11 protein-coding genes are annotated in these 14,618 nt (G+C 72.2%); all 11 read left to right on the top strand.

Annotation, left to right across the window (positions count from 1 at the left end; genetic code table 11):
* Nucleotides 1–129: 129 nt before the first annotated feature.
* The 11 genes from ACFVV1_RS24620 (at nucleotide 130) to ACFVV1_RS24570 (ending at nucleotide 14,481) form a co-directional block, all read left to right on the top strand.
* Nucleotides 130–1,740 carry an ABC transporter substrate-binding protein gene (locus tag ACFVV1_RS24620; protein WP_389992915.1) on the top strand — a complete coding sequence of 537 codons (1,611 nt, stop codon included), beginning with the start codon at nucleotides 130–132 and terminating at the stop codon, nucleotides 1,738–1,740.
* A complete protein-coding gene (locus ACFVV1_RS24615; RefSeq protein ID WP_389992912.1) occupies nucleotides 1,740–2,726 on the top strand; it encodes an ABC transporter permease in 987 nt (328 codons plus the stop codon). Before ACFVV1_RS24620 ends, ACFVV1_RS24615 begins: the two co-directional genes overlap by 1 nt.
* A gap of 2 nt (nucleotides 2,727–2,728) precedes the next feature.
* Nucleotides 2,729–4,642 (top strand): dipeptide/oligopeptide/nickel ABC transporter permease/ATP-binding protein, encoded by a 1,914-nt coding sequence (locus tag ACFVV1_RS24610; protein ID WP_389992910.1) that lies wholly within the window; start codon nucleotides 2,729–2,731, stop codon nucleotides 4,640–4,642.
* A complete protein-coding gene (locus ACFVV1_RS24605) occupies nucleotides 4,639–5,427 on the top strand; it encodes an ATP-binding cassette domain-containing protein (protein ID WP_389992907.1) in 789 nt (262 codons plus the stop codon). Before ACFVV1_RS24610 ends, ACFVV1_RS24605 begins: the two co-directional genes overlap by 4 nt.
* Nucleotides 5,424–7,364 (top strand): prolyl oligopeptidase family serine peptidase, encoded by a 1,941-nt coding sequence (locus ACFVV1_RS24600; protein WP_389992905.1) that lies wholly within the window; start codon nucleotides 5,424–5,426, stop codon nucleotides 7,362–7,364. The genes ACFVV1_RS24605 and ACFVV1_RS24600 overlap by 4 nt, the downstream gene beginning before the upstream one ends.
* A gap of 121 nt (nucleotides 7,365–7,485) precedes the next feature.
* Nucleotides 7,486–8,856 (top strand): serine hydrolase domain-containing protein, encoded by a 1,371-nt coding sequence (locus ACFVV1_RS24595; RefSeq protein WP_389992902.1) that lies wholly within the window; start codon nucleotides 7,486–7,488, stop codon nucleotides 8,854–8,856.
* Between the two features lies 1 nt (nucleotide 8,857).
* Nucleotides 8,858–10,003 carry a M20 family metallopeptidase gene (locus ACFVV1_RS24590; protein ID WP_389992899.1) on the top strand — a complete coding sequence of 382 codons (1,146 nt, stop codon included), beginning with the start codon at nucleotides 8,858–8,860 and terminating at the stop codon, nucleotides 10,001–10,003.
* A complete protein-coding gene (locus tag ACFVV1_RS24585; protein ID WP_389992897.1) occupies nucleotides 10,000–10,851 on the top strand; it encodes a GNAT family N-acetyltransferase in 852 nt (283 codons plus the stop codon). The genes ACFVV1_RS24590 and ACFVV1_RS24585 overlap by 4 nt, the downstream gene beginning before the upstream one ends.
* Nucleotides 10,848–11,972 carry an o-succinylbenzoate synthase gene (gene menC / locus ACFVV1_RS24580; RefSeq protein WP_389992894.1) on the top strand — a complete coding sequence of 375 codons (1,125 nt, stop codon included), beginning with the start codon at nucleotides 10,848–10,850 and terminating at the stop codon, nucleotides 11,970–11,972. The genes ACFVV1_RS24585 and menC overlap by 4 nt, the downstream gene beginning before the upstream one ends.
* Nucleotides 11,969–12,886 (top strand): serine hydrolase, encoded by a 918-nt coding sequence (locus ACFVV1_RS24575; RefSeq protein ID WP_389992891.1) that lies wholly within the window; start codon nucleotides 11,969–11,971, stop codon nucleotides 12,884–12,886. Before menC ends, ACFVV1_RS24575 begins: the two co-directional genes overlap by 4 nt.
* On the top strand, nucleotides 12,883–14,481 hold the full coding sequence (locus tag ACFVV1_RS24570) for a PucR family transcriptional regulator (RefSeq protein WP_389992887.1): 1,599 nt from the start codon (nucleotides 12,883–12,885) through the stop codon (nucleotides 14,479–14,481). Before ACFVV1_RS24575 ends, ACFVV1_RS24570 begins: the two co-directional genes overlap by 4 nt.
* Nucleotides 14,482–14,618 lie beyond the last annotated feature (137 nt).

Here is a 14,618-nt window from a genome sequence, read left to right as displayed (position 1 = left end):
GTGTTCGTCTTCGTAGCGGCGCACCGTCGGCGAGCCGGTTTTTCGTGCGGCGCGACCACTCGGACCCGGTGTGCGGCTGCCTAATGTTCCCTCACTCGGCGGCGGCATGCCGCTCCCTCGGAGGTGACCATGGCCAGCACCGCAGGCTCGGAAACGAGAAGCAGATCGACGCGCAGGAGCCGGTCCGCGGCGGCGCTGGCCACGGCGCTGGGCGTGGTCGCCACCGTGGCGGCATGCGGTGGCGGTTCGGCAGCCGGCGGTGCCGGCGGGTCGACGGTGGTGCTCGCCATGGCCGGCGATCCGGGCACGCTCAGCCCCACCACGGCGCTGGCCAGCACCGCACTGTCGATGAACTCCTTCGCGTACGACACACTCGTGCACATCGAGGCCGACGGTTCGGTGGTTCCCGGGGTGGCCGAGAAATGGTCCGCCACGTCCACCTCCGCGCGGTTCATCATCCGCCCCGGCGTGACCTGCGAGGACGGCTCGCCGCTCACCGCGGACGATGTGGCCGCCGAGTACAACCACATCGCCGACCCGAAGAACCAGTCACCGTTGCTCGGGCTCTCCGTCCCCGTCACCGCCGTCGCGAAGGCCGACACGGCGAGCCGGACCGTCACCGTCACCACGACGAAACCCGCGCCGTTCATCGTGGAGATGGCCCGGCTGCTGCCACTGCTCTGCAAGAAGAGCCTGGCGGCACCGGCCGCGCTGGCCAAGGCCACCGCCGCGAGCGGACCGTACCGGCTGACCGAAGCGGTTCCGGGCGACCACTACACGTACGTCAAACGGGACACGTACGCCTGGGGGCCCCGCGGATCCACCGCCGCGGCTCTCCCCGGCAAGGTCGTCTTCAAGGTGGTCGCCAACGAGTCGACCGCGGCCAACCTCCTGATGGCCGGACAGATCAACGGCGCCGTGATCAACGGCGCCGATCAGGAACGGCTGGACGCGGCCGGGGTGAAGAACGAGAGCTACGAGGCGCTGTTCGGACAGCTCCTGTTCAACCAGGCCGCCGGCCGGCCGACCGCCGACCCGGCGGTACGCAAGGCGCTGGTCTCCGTACTGGACCTGCGGCAGCTCGGGAACGTCGCCACCGGCGGGAAGGGCAGGCCCGCCACCGGCATCGGTGAGACCGCCCCCACCCCCTGCAGCGGCGACACGGTGACCGGGAACCTCCCCGCCCATGACACTGCGCAGGCCGCCGCCGCACTCACCGCGGCCGGCTGGACGAAGAACGGCGGCACCTGGACCAAGGACGGCAAACCGCTCACCACCGGACTCAGCCACCCGACCAATCAGGGCCCACAGGTCGCCTCGGCGGTCGAACTCGCCGTCCAGCAGTGGACGTCCTTCGGCGTGAAGGCAGCCGCGAAACCCACCGGCTCATCCAGCATCCTCGGCACCCTCAGCGGCGGCGACTGGGACGTGGCCTGGGCGCCCATCGGCGTCATGCTCCCGGACCAGCTGACCCAGTTCTTCGACGGACCGCCCCCGCCGAAGGGCAACAACTTCGGCTCCATCGACAACCCCGACCACCACCGCCTCGCCACACAGGCCTCGGCCAAGACCGGCGCCGCGGGCTGCGCCCTGTGGGAAGCGGCCGACGCCGCCCTCGTCAAGCACGTCGACATCGCGCCGATCGTCAGCCGGCCGATCCGGTACTACGGAAAGGGCATCACCTTCAAGGTGGACGGCGCCGGAATCATCCCCGGCACGCTGCGGCGGAGCGCCGGCTGATGGCGACGATCACCCTGAACTCCCTGAGTGCGACGGTCCGCAGCCCCTGGGCCGGATTCGCCCTGCGCCGCGCCTGGCGGCTGGTGGTGTCGCTGGCGGCGCTGGTCACGGCCGCGTTCGCGATGATCCATCTGATCCCCGGCGACCCGGTGCGGGCGTCGCTCGGCACCACCGCCGACCCGGCGCTGGTCGCCGCCCGCAGACACTCGCTCGGCCTGGACCAACCGCTGTTGCAGCAGTACGGCGACTTCGTCGGCCATCTCCTCCAGGGCCGGCTCGGTGATTCGATCGGCGCGCAGATGCCCGTATCCGGCATCATCTCCAGCCGGCTCCCGGCGACGCTGCAGATCGCCGTCCCCGCGTTCGCACTGATCCTGCTGCTCGCCATCCCGGTCGGGATGACGGCCGCCGTGCTGACCAAGGACGGTCGCCGACGGCGCGGCGAGCTCGCCTTCACCGGCGTCACCGGCTTCCTGGGCGCGGTGCCCGAGTTCCTGCTGGCGGTGGGCCTGATCGCGGCGTTCGCCGTGGCGTGGCCGGTCCTCCCGGTGGCCGCGCAGGGCGGCTTGGACTCCTACGTACTGCCGGTGCTGGCACTCACCGTCGTCCCGGCGGCGACCCTGTCGCGCATCGTGCGGGTGGAGACCCTGCGGGTGCTGGACGAGGACTACATGCGGACCGCGCGGGCGAAGCGGCTCCCGGCCCGGCTGCGCTATCTGCGCCATGCGCTGCCCAACCTGCTGACCTCCTCGCTCACCCTGGGCGGCCTGCTCTTCAGTTCGCTGCTCGCCGGCACCGTACTGGTCGAGAACGTCTTCGCCTGGCCGGGCCTCGGCACGACGATCGTCCAGGCGATCACCGAGAAGGATTATCCGCTGGTCCAGGGCGTCGTACTGGTTTACGGGGCCGCCGCGCTGCTGATCACCTTCGCCGTCGACGTGGCCGTGGCCGTCGCCGACCCCCAGTCGACCGTCCGCGGGAGTTGACGATGCCTCAACCGAAACAGGACACCTTGCTGCGGCACCGTCTCGGGCGCACGCTCAGGACACCGATCGGCATCACCGCACTGACCGCCTGCCTGCTGGTGGCGCTGGTCGCCGTGTTCGGGCCGGTCCTGCTCGGCGACCAGGCCGCACGCGTCGACACCGACGCGATCAACCAGGGCAGCAGCTCCGCCCACCTGCTGGGCACCGACCAGCTCGGCCGCGACATCGCCGCGCGGGTGGTCGTCGCGACCCGGCTGACCCTGCGACTGACCCTGCTGGCCGCCATGATCGGGGTCGGCGGCGGGCTGCTGCTCGGTGTGGCACCGGCGGTGGTGGGCCGACGCCTCGGCCGGCTGATCACCGCGACCGTCGGCGTACTCGTCGCCTTCCCCGGGCTGCTGTTCCTGCTCTTCCTCGCCACGATCTTCGGCGTGGGAAGCACCGGCGCGGTGTTCGCCGTGGGGCTGGCCATGGTCCCGCCCATGGCACGGCTGGTGCAGAACCTGACGGCGTCGGTCGCGGGCTCCGACTACGTCGCCGCGGCCCGGATCCTCGGCGTGGGCCGGTTCAAACTGGTGGTACGTCATCTGCTTCCCAACATCGCCGAGCCCTCGGTGCTGTTCGCCACCCAGGCCACGGGCGGCATCCTTGTCGCCTTCTCGGGCCTCTCGTTCCTCGGACTGGGCGTACAGCCGCCCGAGTACGACTGGGGGCGGCTGCTCAACGAGCAGTTGAACCGGATCTACGTGAACCCGGCGGCGGCACTGACGCCAGGCGCGGCCGTGGTCCTGACGGGGCTGATGTTCGGGCTGGTCGGTGAGGTACTCGCGCAGGCCGGTGGCCGACGGGCCCCGCAGGCCCTGGAGCTGATGCCACAACAGGAGGAACGGACGCGGGAGGAAGTAGCGGCGGACGGCGGCGTGGCCCTGGTCCGGGCCCGCGATCTGCGGGTGACGTTCCCCGGCGGGCGGCACGCCGTACGCGGCATCTCGTTGGACATCGCCAGGGGCGAGGCCGTCGGCCTGGTCGGCGAATCGGGCTCCGGCAAGAGCCTGAGCGCGCTGGCCCTGGCCGATCTGGTCCCGCACCGGGGACACGTCTGCGCGAGCACGCTCCGCTTCGACGGGCACGACCTGCGGGCGGACCCGCCGCTGGGCACCGAACTGGCCCTGGTCTTCCAGGACCCGATGGCCTCGCTCAACCCGGCCCTGCGCGTGGGCCGGCAGCTCGCCGAGGTGGCCGAGGTACATCTCGGGGCCAGCCGCGCACAGGCCACGGCACGCGCCGTCGACCGCCTCGGCGCCGTCCGTATCCCCTCGCCCGAACGGCGCGCCCGGCAGCGCCCGCACGAGTACTCCGGCGGAATGCGACAGCGGGCCGTCATCGCGATGGGCCTCATGGGGAAGCCGAAGCTGATCATCGCCGACGAGCCGACCACGGCGCTCGACGTCGCCGTCCAGCAACAGGTGCTCGACCTGCTCGCCGAGGTGCGCGAGGAAACCGGCGCCGCCCTGCTGCTGATCTCCCACGACCTCGCCGTCGTCGCCCAGGTCTGCGAACGGGTCCTCGTGATGTACGGAGGCCTGATCGTCGAGGACCTCCCCGTCGCCCGACTGGTCGGCGGCGCGGCCCACCCGTACACCCGGGCGCTGGTGGGGGCCGTCCCGACCATGACCACGGATCCCGGCACAGAACTGGCGACCATCCCCGGCCGCCCGCCGGAGCCGGGGGAGAACGGCCCGGGCTGCCCCTTCGCGCCGCGCTGCGAACGCGCCCGGGAGCGCTGCCACGGCGAAGCTCCCGAGCTGGCCGCCCTCGGCCCGGACCGCAAGGTGGCCTGCTGGTACCCGGTGGACGCGGTGACGGCCGCCGCCTCCGTCGAAGCCACGTCACACGGAGCGGAGGCGACATCATGAGCTCACTGGAGCTGCGGGGGATCACCGTGCGCTACGGCCGCTTCACCGCGGTGGAGAACGCCGACCTGCTGGTGCCGGAGGGAACGGTCACCGGACTGGTGGGCGGGTCGGGGTCGGGTAAATCGAGCCTCGGGAAGGCCGTCGTCGGCCTGGCGCCGGTGCACTCCGGGCGCGTGCTGATCGCCGGGAGCGAGGCCGGTCGCCGGGCCCGGCGCAGCCCCGTGCAACTGGTGTTCCAGAACCCGTACGCCTCGCTCGACCCGCGCATGACCATCGGTGCGTCGGTCGCCGAAGCGCTGCCCCGCGAAACCGGCCCACGCACCGCACCCGGCCGCAGGGCACCGGCCCGCGCACGCCGGGCAGCGCGCGACGCGGAGGTGGCCCGTTACCTGGAGCTCGTCGGCATCGACCCCGCACGGGCCGTACTCACCCCGGAGGCGCTCTCGGGCGGCCAGCGCCAACGGGTGGCCCTGGCAAGGGCCCTGGCCGCCCGGCCCGACGTGCTGATCGCGGACGAGATCACCTCGGCCCTGGACGTGTCCGTACAGGGCGCGGTGCTCAACCTGCTGCGCCGGCTTCAGCGCGAGCTGGGCTTCGCCATGCTCTTCATCTCCCACAATCTCGCGGTCGTCCGCTACCTGTCCGACCAGGTCGCCGTGATGGACGGCGGACACCTCGTCGAATGCGGCCCCACCGAACGGGTGCTGGAGCGCCCGGAGCATCCGACGACCCGGAACCTGATCTCCTGCGTTCCCACCCTTGCCCTCGCCGAGGAGGCGTCATGACCCGGCCGCTGAAGATCGACGACTTGTACCGGTTCGAGATCCCCGGTGATCCCGCGCTGTCTCCCGACGGGGAACGTGTCGCCTACACACTGGCCACCCAGGACGCCGAGAACGACCGCGTGGTCCGCTCCATCTGGGAGGTTCGCGGCGGGGGTGGCCCGGCCCGGCGGCTCACCCACGGACCCGCCGACACCGCACCGCGCTGGTCCCCGGACGGTACGCGACTGGCGTTCCTGCGCGAGGGGCAGCTCCATCTGCTGACCCTCGACGGGGGAGAGGCCACACCGCTGACCACGCCCGCCCGGTGCCCGGCCGGGGCCGGCACACCGGTGTGGAGCCCGGACGGATCACGGATCGCGTACGCGGCCCCCGGGACCCGGCGCGACGCCACCGCCCCCGTCGTCATCGACGCCCTCGGCTGGAAGGCGGACGGGGCGGGCCTGATCGGGTCCGTCCGGACCCAACTGTTCGTCGTGGACGTGGAATCCGGCGAGGTCAGGCAGCTCACGAAGGGCGACCGGCAGGCCGGCCCACCCACCTGGTCGCCCGACGGGACACAGCTCGCCTACCCGGCGAAGACCGGCCCGGACGCGGCTGCGCTCGGGACCTCGGCCGCCCATGTCGTAGGGGTCGGGGAGGACGCGCCCGCGCCCCGCCGGATCGGCCCCGCCGACGGTCTCGCGGGCCCGGTGAGCTGGTTCCCCGACGGGTCCGCACTGCTCGTCGTCGGCCGGACCGTATTCGGCGTCGGCCACCTGGAACTGCTGCGCCAGCCCCTGGACGGATCGGCGCCGGTGTCCCTCAGCGCGCCTCTCGACCGCAACGTCCTGCCGGGCGGCCCGGGCTACCCGGGGGCGCTGCCGCAGTTCCACGGCGACGCCATCGTGTTCTGCGCCCGTGACCGCGGTGCCACACGCCTGTACCGGGTGGACGCGGCCGGAATCAGCGCATCCCCGCTGCCCGCCGGTACCGGGGTCGGCGGCTGCTCGGTCGCCACGAAGGCCGGGCGGGCGGCGCTGGTGGTCTCCGACGCGTCGGACTTCGCCGAGATCGCCCTGCTCGACCTGGATGCCTGGGAGTCCGGCGAACCGGGCGAACCGTCGGCCGGGTCCCGGCCCGAGCGACTCACCGGCCACATGGCCCGGTCGCTGCCCGACATCGTCCTCCACCCGTTCACCGAACGCGAGTTCACCATCTCGGACGGCACGGTGGTGCACGGCATGATCACCCGGGCCGCGCAGATGCCCGCGGGCGGGCCGCTGCTGGTGGACGTGCACGGCGGCCCGCACAACGCCTGGGCACCGCACTCCGACCCGGTCCACCTCTACCACCAGGAGCTGGCCTCGCGGGGCTGGACGATCCTGACGCTCAACGTCCGCGCCAGTGACGGCTACGGCGAGGCGTTCTACACGGCCGCCGTGGGTGCCTGGGGCGAGACGGACGAACAGGACGTGCTGCAACCGGTCGCCACCCTCGTCGCCGAGGGGCTCGTCGACCCGGAACGGATCGCGCTCACCGGCTACAGCTACGGCGGCTACCTGACCTGCTGGCTCTCCGCCCGCAGCGACGTCTTCGCCGCCGTCGTACCGGGCGGCGTCCTGGTCGATCTGAAGAGCATGGCCGGTACCTCCGAAGAAGGACACCTGATCGCCGACCACGAGATCGGCGAACCGGAACGGCTGACGGCGCTCTCACCGATCAGTCATGCCGACGCCGTGCGCGCGCCCACCCTGATCCTGCACGGCGGCGCGGACGACACCTGCCCGGTCGGCCAGGCCGAGCAGTGGTTCCACGCGCTGCGCACCCGGGAGGTGCCGGCCCGGCTGGTCGTGTACCCCGACAGCTCGCACCTGTTCCTCCTGGACGGCAGGCCCTCGCACCGGGAGGACTACTCCCGCCGCCTGACCGAATGGGTCACCACGCACACCGACCGCTGAAACCGCGGAACGCGCCGAAGTGGCAGAAGCCACCACCATCACAGCAACCACCACAACCGCCGTAACCGCCGCAACCACCGAATCCGTTGAGATCGTTGAACGAAACGGAATGGGAGCCGAAATGACCGACACCACCGACCTGTCCGCCCGCTGGACCGCCCGCCTCACCGACCTGGCCGCCCGTCACTCCGTCCCCGGCGCCAACCTCGGCATCCTGCACCGCGGTGAACTGATCGCCGAGGCCGCCACCGGCCTGGCCAACACCGACGCCGGGATCGAGACGACCACCGACACCTTGTTCCAGATCGGCTCGATCTCCAAGGTCTGGACCACCACGGTCGCCATGGCCCTGGTCGACGAGGGTCTGCTCGAACTGGACGCGCCCCTCATCTCCGTAATGCCCGAACTGCGACTCGCCAACGAGGAGTTGACACAGGGACTGACACTTCGTCATCTCCTCGACCACACCAGCGGCATCGACGGCGACCTCTTCACCGACACCGGCCGGGGCGACGACTGCCTGGAGAAGTTCGCCGCCCTCCTCGGCGACGTCACCCCCAACCACCCGCTCGGCGCCACCATGTCGTACTGCAACGCGGGCTTCACCCTGCTCGGCAGGGTGCTGGAAATCGTCACCGGCGTCCAGTGGGACGAGCTGATGCGCGAGCGCCTGTTCCGTCCGCTCGGCCTGACACACACCGTGACTCTGCCGGAGGAGGCGCTGCGTTTCCGCGCCGCCATCGGGCACCTGGGGGACCCGCCGGCGCAGGCCCCGCAGTGGGGGCTGATGCGTTCGGCCGGACCCGCCGGACTGATCTGCTCGACGCCGCGCGAAGTACTGCGGTTCGCACGGCTGCACCTCGACAACGGCGTCACCGAGGACGGCACCAAGATCCTCTCGGCCGAGGGCGCCACCGCCATGCAGACCCCGCAGGTCGAACTCCCCGACCCGCACATCCTGGGCCACGCCTGGGGACTGGGCTGGTTCCTCGACACCTGGGACGGACAGCGGGTGTACGGACACGACGGCGGCACGATCGGGCAGAGCGCGTTCCTACGGGTGCTGCCCGAGGCCGACCTGGCGATCTGCCTGCTCACCAACGGCGGCGACACCATGAGTCTCTACCGGGGCGTGTTCGGGGAGATCGTCCAGGAGCTGGCCGGCGTGACGATGCGCACCACGATCCAGCCGGCGAAGGAGCCGGTGGCGGTGGACCCCGCGGACTACGCCGGCGCGTACCAGCGGCTCTCCAGCCGGGTGGAGATCGTGGAGCGGGACGGCGGCCTGGTGATGCTCGACCGGATCACCGGACCGCTCGCCGAGCTGATGCCCGACACGGAGCAGGAGTACGCGCTGCACCCCGTCGAGCCGGGGCTGTTCGTGGTGCAGCGACCGGGCCTCAAGGTCTGGGTCCCCGTCGTGTTCTACACCCTCGCCGACGGCACGCCCTACATCCACCACGGCGGCCGCGCCACCCCCAAGGTGGGCTGACGTGACCGCAATCGCCACCGCCCTGGAGGCGGCGCTGCCGGGACTGCTGGCCGACATCGAGGAGCTGGTCCGTACCGAGTCGCCCAGTGAGGACCCGGCCGCCGTCGCCGACTGTGCCCGGGTCGTCGCCGGGCTCGGCACCCGGCTGACCGGCGCGGCGCCCGAGTGGCTCGACGGCGCGGGCCGGCCCGCGCTGCGCTGGCGCTTCGGCTCCGGCGACCGGGTGCTGCTGCTCGGTCACTTCGACACGGTGTGGCCGGTGGGCTCGTTGGCCGGCCACCCCTTCGAGGTGGTCGGCGGCAGGCTGACCGGACCCGGCTGCTTCGACATGAAGGCCGGTGTGGCACAGCTGTTCCACGCGCTGGCGGTCCTCGACGACCTGGACGGGGTGTCGGTCCTGCTCACCGGCGACGAGGAGATCGGTTCCCCGACGTCACGCACCCTGATCGAGGCCGAGGCCCGCCGCACCCGGGCCGTACTCGTCCTGGAGGCCAGCGAGGGCGGCGCGCTGAAGACCGCGCGCAAGGGGGTGTCCGGCTACGAACTGCACATCGCCGGCCGCGCGGCGCACGCCGGCCTCGAACCCCATCGCGGCGTCAACACGACCACCGAACTGGCCCACCAGGTACTCGCGTTGTCCACGCTCGCCGATCCGGCGACCGGCACCACGGTCACGCCGACGGTGGCCTCCTCCGGCACCACCCGCAACACGGTGCCCGACACGGCCCGGCTGCTGGTCGACGTACGGGTGGAGACAGTCGCCGAACAGGACCGGGTGGACCGTGCCGTGCGCGGTCTCGTACCGGTCCTCGCGGGCGCCTCGCTCAAGCTCTCCGGCGGCCCGGACCGGCCGCCGCTGCAGACGAGCGCTTCGGCGGAGCTGTTCGCACTCGCCCGGAGCCACTACGCCGAACTGGGCTTCGGTGCCCTGCGCGGAGTGGCGGTCGGCGGCGGCTCCGACGGCAACCTCACGGCCGGCGCGGGCACGCCCACACTGGACGGCCTCGGGGCCGTGGGCGGCGGGGCGCACGCGGACGACGAGCATGTCCTCGTCGATGAACTGCCGCGCCGCGCGGCGCTGGTGGCCTCCTTGGTCGCCTCGCTCGTACGGGAGCCGCCGGCCGCACCGGGCCGGGTGAGATCGTGAACGGTACGGAAGCGGCCGCAGCAGCCGCAGCGGCGGCGGCGCACCGCGCGGGCGTGACCGTCTCCGAACTGCACGGGCTGGAAGAGATGCGGGACGCCTGCCGGGTACTGGACCGGGTCTGGCGGCCCGATCCCGGCAACCCGCTGATCACCCCGGAGCTGCTCCGGGTCTTCGCCCACTCCGGCAGCTACGTCGTCGGAGTCCACCGGGACGGCCGGATGGTCGGATTCTGCCTGGGCTTCCTGGCCACCGCCGGACTGCACTCGCACATCGCCGGGGTCGACGACACCGTCCGGGGCCGCAATGTCGGCTACGCCGTCAAGCTGCATCAGAGGGCCTGGTCCCTGGCCCGTGGCATCACCGCGGTCACCTGGACCTTCGACCCGCTGATCAGCCGCAACGCCTATTTCAACCTGGCCAAACTGGGCGCGGCAGCGAGCGAGTACCTGGCCGACTTCTACGGGGCGCTGCAGGACGAGGTCAATGCCGGGACCGAGACGGACCGGCTGATGGTCCACTGGGACCTGACCGGTGAACACGCCGTCACAGCCGCCGCGGGCGCACCCCGTACCGTCACCGTCGACAGCGCGGGCGCCCACGCCGTGGTCGGTCTGGACGCCAAACCCGACGGGCGCCCCGCCGTCGGGCGCCGGGACGGCGACACGGTCCTGGTCCGGGTCCCCGGGGAGATCGAGACACTGCGCCGCACCGACCCGCCCCTGGCCCACGCATGGCGGTACGCGCTGCGCGAGGTGCTCGGCGGCCTGATGGCCGAGGGGCACACCGTCACCGGATTCACCCGGGACGGCTGGTACGTGATCGACAAACGTCAGGAGAGGCAGGCATGAAGCTCGTCGGTGTGGAACTGCGCCGGATCGCGATGCCACTGGTCGCACCCTTCCGAACCTCCTTCGCCACCATGACCACCCGGGAGATCCTGCTCGTCAGGGTTGAGACCGAGGACCACGAGGGTTACGGCGAATGCGTCACGATGGCCGATCCCCTGTACTCCTCGGAGTACACGGCCACCGCCGCGGACGTCCTGCGCAGCCATCTCGTGCCCGCGCTCACCGCCCTGCCCGCGCTCACCGCCCTGCCCGCGCTCGACCCCTGGGCGGTCGCCCCGGCCCTGGCCGCGTTCAAGGGACACCGGATGGCCAAGGCCGCCCTGGAGACCGCGGTGCTGGACGCCTGGCTGCGCGCCCATGACCTGTCGATGGGCCAGTGGCTGGGGGCGACGGCCGAACGGGTACCGGCCGGGGTGTCGGTCGGCATCATGGACTCGATCCCCGCCCTCCTCGACGCCGTCGACGGCTATCTGTCCGAGGGCTATCTGCGGATCAAGCTGAAGATCGAGCCCGGCTGGGACGTGGAACCCGTGCGCGCGGTCCGGGAACGCTTCGGCGACGGCATGCTGCTCCAGGTGGACGCCAACACCGCGTACACCCTCGCCGACGCCGCACAGCTGGCCCGGCTCGACCCGTACGGGTTGCTGCTGATCGAACAGCCCCTGGACGAGGAGGACATCCGAGGCCATGCGGCACTGGCCCAGCGGGTGCGCACCCCCATCTGCCTGGACGAATCCATCGTCTCCGCCCGCTCGGCGGCCGACGCGATCGCCATGGGCGCCTGCTCGGTCGTCAACATCAAGCCGGGGCGGGTCGGCGGCTATCTGGAGGCCCGGCGGATCCACGACGTGTGCGCCGCGCACGGCGTTCCCGTCTGGTGCGGCGGGATGCTGGAGACCGGCCTCGGCCGGGCCGCCAACGTCGCCCTCGCCGCGCTGCCCGGCTTCACCCTGCCCGGCGACACCTCCGCCTCCGACCGGTACTACCGGACCGACATCACCGAACCGTTCGTGCTGAAGGACGGCCATCTCGATGTGCCCCGCGCACCCGGGATCGGACTCTCGCCGATCCCCGGGCAACTGGCCGACGTGACCGAATCGACAGAATGGATCAGCCGATGACCAACCGGTCCGGCACCGCCGAGGCCCTGATCCGGACGGCGTTCGACGACGCCGGGGTCCAGGGGTTCTTCTTCGCCCGCGAGATCGACGGCGACCGCACGATCGGCGTCGCAGCGGACGAACCGGTCTGCCTCGCCTCCGTCTTCAAGATCCCGGTCGCACTCGCCTACGCCCGCGAGGCCGCGGCGGGACGGCTGGAAAGGACCGAACGCCACGCGGTGCAACCGCGCTACCGCGACGGCGGCATCGGCACCTCCGGCTGCGCCGACCCGATCGAGATGAGCCTGCGCGACCTGGTCCACATGATGATGACGATGAGCGACAACGCCGCCACCGACGTCGTGCTGGACCGGGTCGGACTCGACACGGTCAACGCCATGCTCGCGGAACTCGGCCGGAAACGGACCCACTTGATCGGCGGATGTCTGACCCTGACCGGTTCGCTCTTCGCCGATCTCGGCGTGAGCACCGAGGTCGAGGCGCACAAGAAGATGGCGGCGCTGGCCGCGCAGAGGCCGGAGGAGATCCTGGAATTGTCGGTGTGCGTCCCCGAACGCACCACCCGGGGAACGGCCCGCGACATCGCCGAACTGCTGGCCGCGATCTGGCGCGACGAGGCGGGACCCGCCGAAGCCTGCGCCGAAGTACGGGCCGTGATGGGGCAGCAGATCTGGCCGCACCGGCTGTCGTCCGGCTTCGGCGACAGCTACCGCGTCGCCGGCAAGACCGGGACGCTGCCGGGCTGGCGCAACGAGGCCGGGGTCGTCGAGGACCCCGACGGCGGGCGCTGGGCGGTGGCCGTATTCACCCGGTCCGACCGGCCCGACCTGCGCAATCCCGGGGCGGACCGGGTGATCGGCCAGGTGGCGGCACTGGCCGTGGACGCATTCCGGTCAACTGCCTTGTGCCGATGACGGAGCAGCCGCGAGCCGTACTCGGCCGGATCCTCAACGATCTGGGGTCGACGCTGATCGAGGTGGTCGCAGGGGAGGCCGACCCGGCCCGGACCGTCACCGGAGTGCTCATCCAGGACCCGCTGGACGAACCGGCCCGGCTGCCCGGAGCGGTGGTGCTCGGCGTCGGCGTGTACGGTGCCGAGCCGGTCGCCGCCCTGGTCGACCGGGCGGCCGGCCTCGGCGCGGCGGCCGTGGTCGTCCGGTCCCCGGTCCCGGTGGACGGACCCGTGTCCGAGGCGGCAGCACGCACCGGCCTCACCGTGCTGGGGCTGACCCCCGGCGCGTCCTGGGCCCAAGTGGCCGCGCTGCTGCGGTCGCTGCTCGCGGCCGACGAACTGGGCACGGTGGGCGGCTCCGACGACGCCGACGGCACCGAGCCCCTCGCAGGCGACCTGTTCGCGCTGGCCAACGCGACGGCCGGGCTGCTGGACGGCCCGGTCACCGTGGAGGACCGCGGCGGTCGGGTGCTGGCCTTCTCCAGCCGTCAGGACGAGGGCGACGACGCCAGGATCGCGACCATCCTGGACCGTCAGGTCCCCGCCGAGAAGCTGCGCGCCCTGGAGCAGCTCGGCGCCTTCCAGGCCCTCTACCGTAAGGAGGAGCCCGTCTATGTGGCCGGCATCTCCGACAAACCACGGGTCGCGATCGCCGTCCGCGCGGGCGGCGAGATCCTCGGATCGATCTGGGTCGTGGTCGACGGACCGCTGAGCGAGGACCGCACCCAGGCGTTGCAGGAGGCCGCGAAGGTGGCCGCCCTGCATCTGCTGCGCCAGCGCACGGGCGAGGACGTCGAACGCAGGCTCCGCGCGGACCTGCTCGCCACGGTCCTGGAGGGCGGCACCCACGCCCCGCAGGCCGCCGTACGGCTGGGCCTGTCCGTGCAGCCCGCCTGCGTACTGGCACTCGCCGTGACCGGTGAGCCGTCGGCACCCGACCGGGTGGCCGCGGGCCACCGCGTCGCCGAGGCCCTCGCCCTGCACCTGGCCGCCATCCACCCCCGTACGGCCGCGGCCTCGCTCGGGGGTGTCACCTACGCCGTCCTGCCCACGAGTTCGGACGAGGACGCGCTACGGGTGGCGGAGGCGTTCCTCGGGCGCATCGGCGACCGGGTGCCCGCCGTCATCGGCATCGGCCGGCTCGCCGCCCGTCCGGCCGAGCTGCGCCGCTCCCGCGCCGACGCGGACCGCGCGTTGCGGGTCCTCGGCTCCGGCCGCTCACAGCGACGGTCCGCCCGCCTGTCGGACGTCTACGCCGCCTCGCTGCTGGAGGAGCTGACGGACCGGATCGCCGCCGAGGACGATCTCCCCGACGGCCCGGTCGTCCGGCTGCGCGCCTACGACGCCCAGCACCACACCGCCCTCACGGACACGCTGGAGGCCTGGCTGAACACCTTCGGCGACGTGGCCGGCGCCGCGGCCGCCGTACACATCCACCCCAACACCTTCCGTTACCGGCTCAAGCGGCTGGCCGTGGTGGCAGGCATCGATCTCGACGACCCGGAGGCCAGATTCGAAGCCATGCTCCAACTGCGGTTGAGCCCGCCGCAGCACTGACCGGCCCGGTCCTCACCGTGACACGCGGATCCGCCCGGCCCGGGGCGGGCGCAATGATGAAAGAGTTCTCGTAGCAGCCGGACACAGCGACGCCCGCACGTCCGCGTGTCCGAGCAGCCGTGTATCCGAATGTCGAC

Source organism: Streptomyces sp. NPDC058092, assembly GCF_042884935.1.
GTDB lineage: Bacteria > Actinomycetota > Actinomycetes > Streptomycetales > Streptomycetaceae > Streptomyces.
Note: the sequence above shows the minus strand (reverse complement) of the source record. Positions and strands in the feature narration are given on the sequence as shown.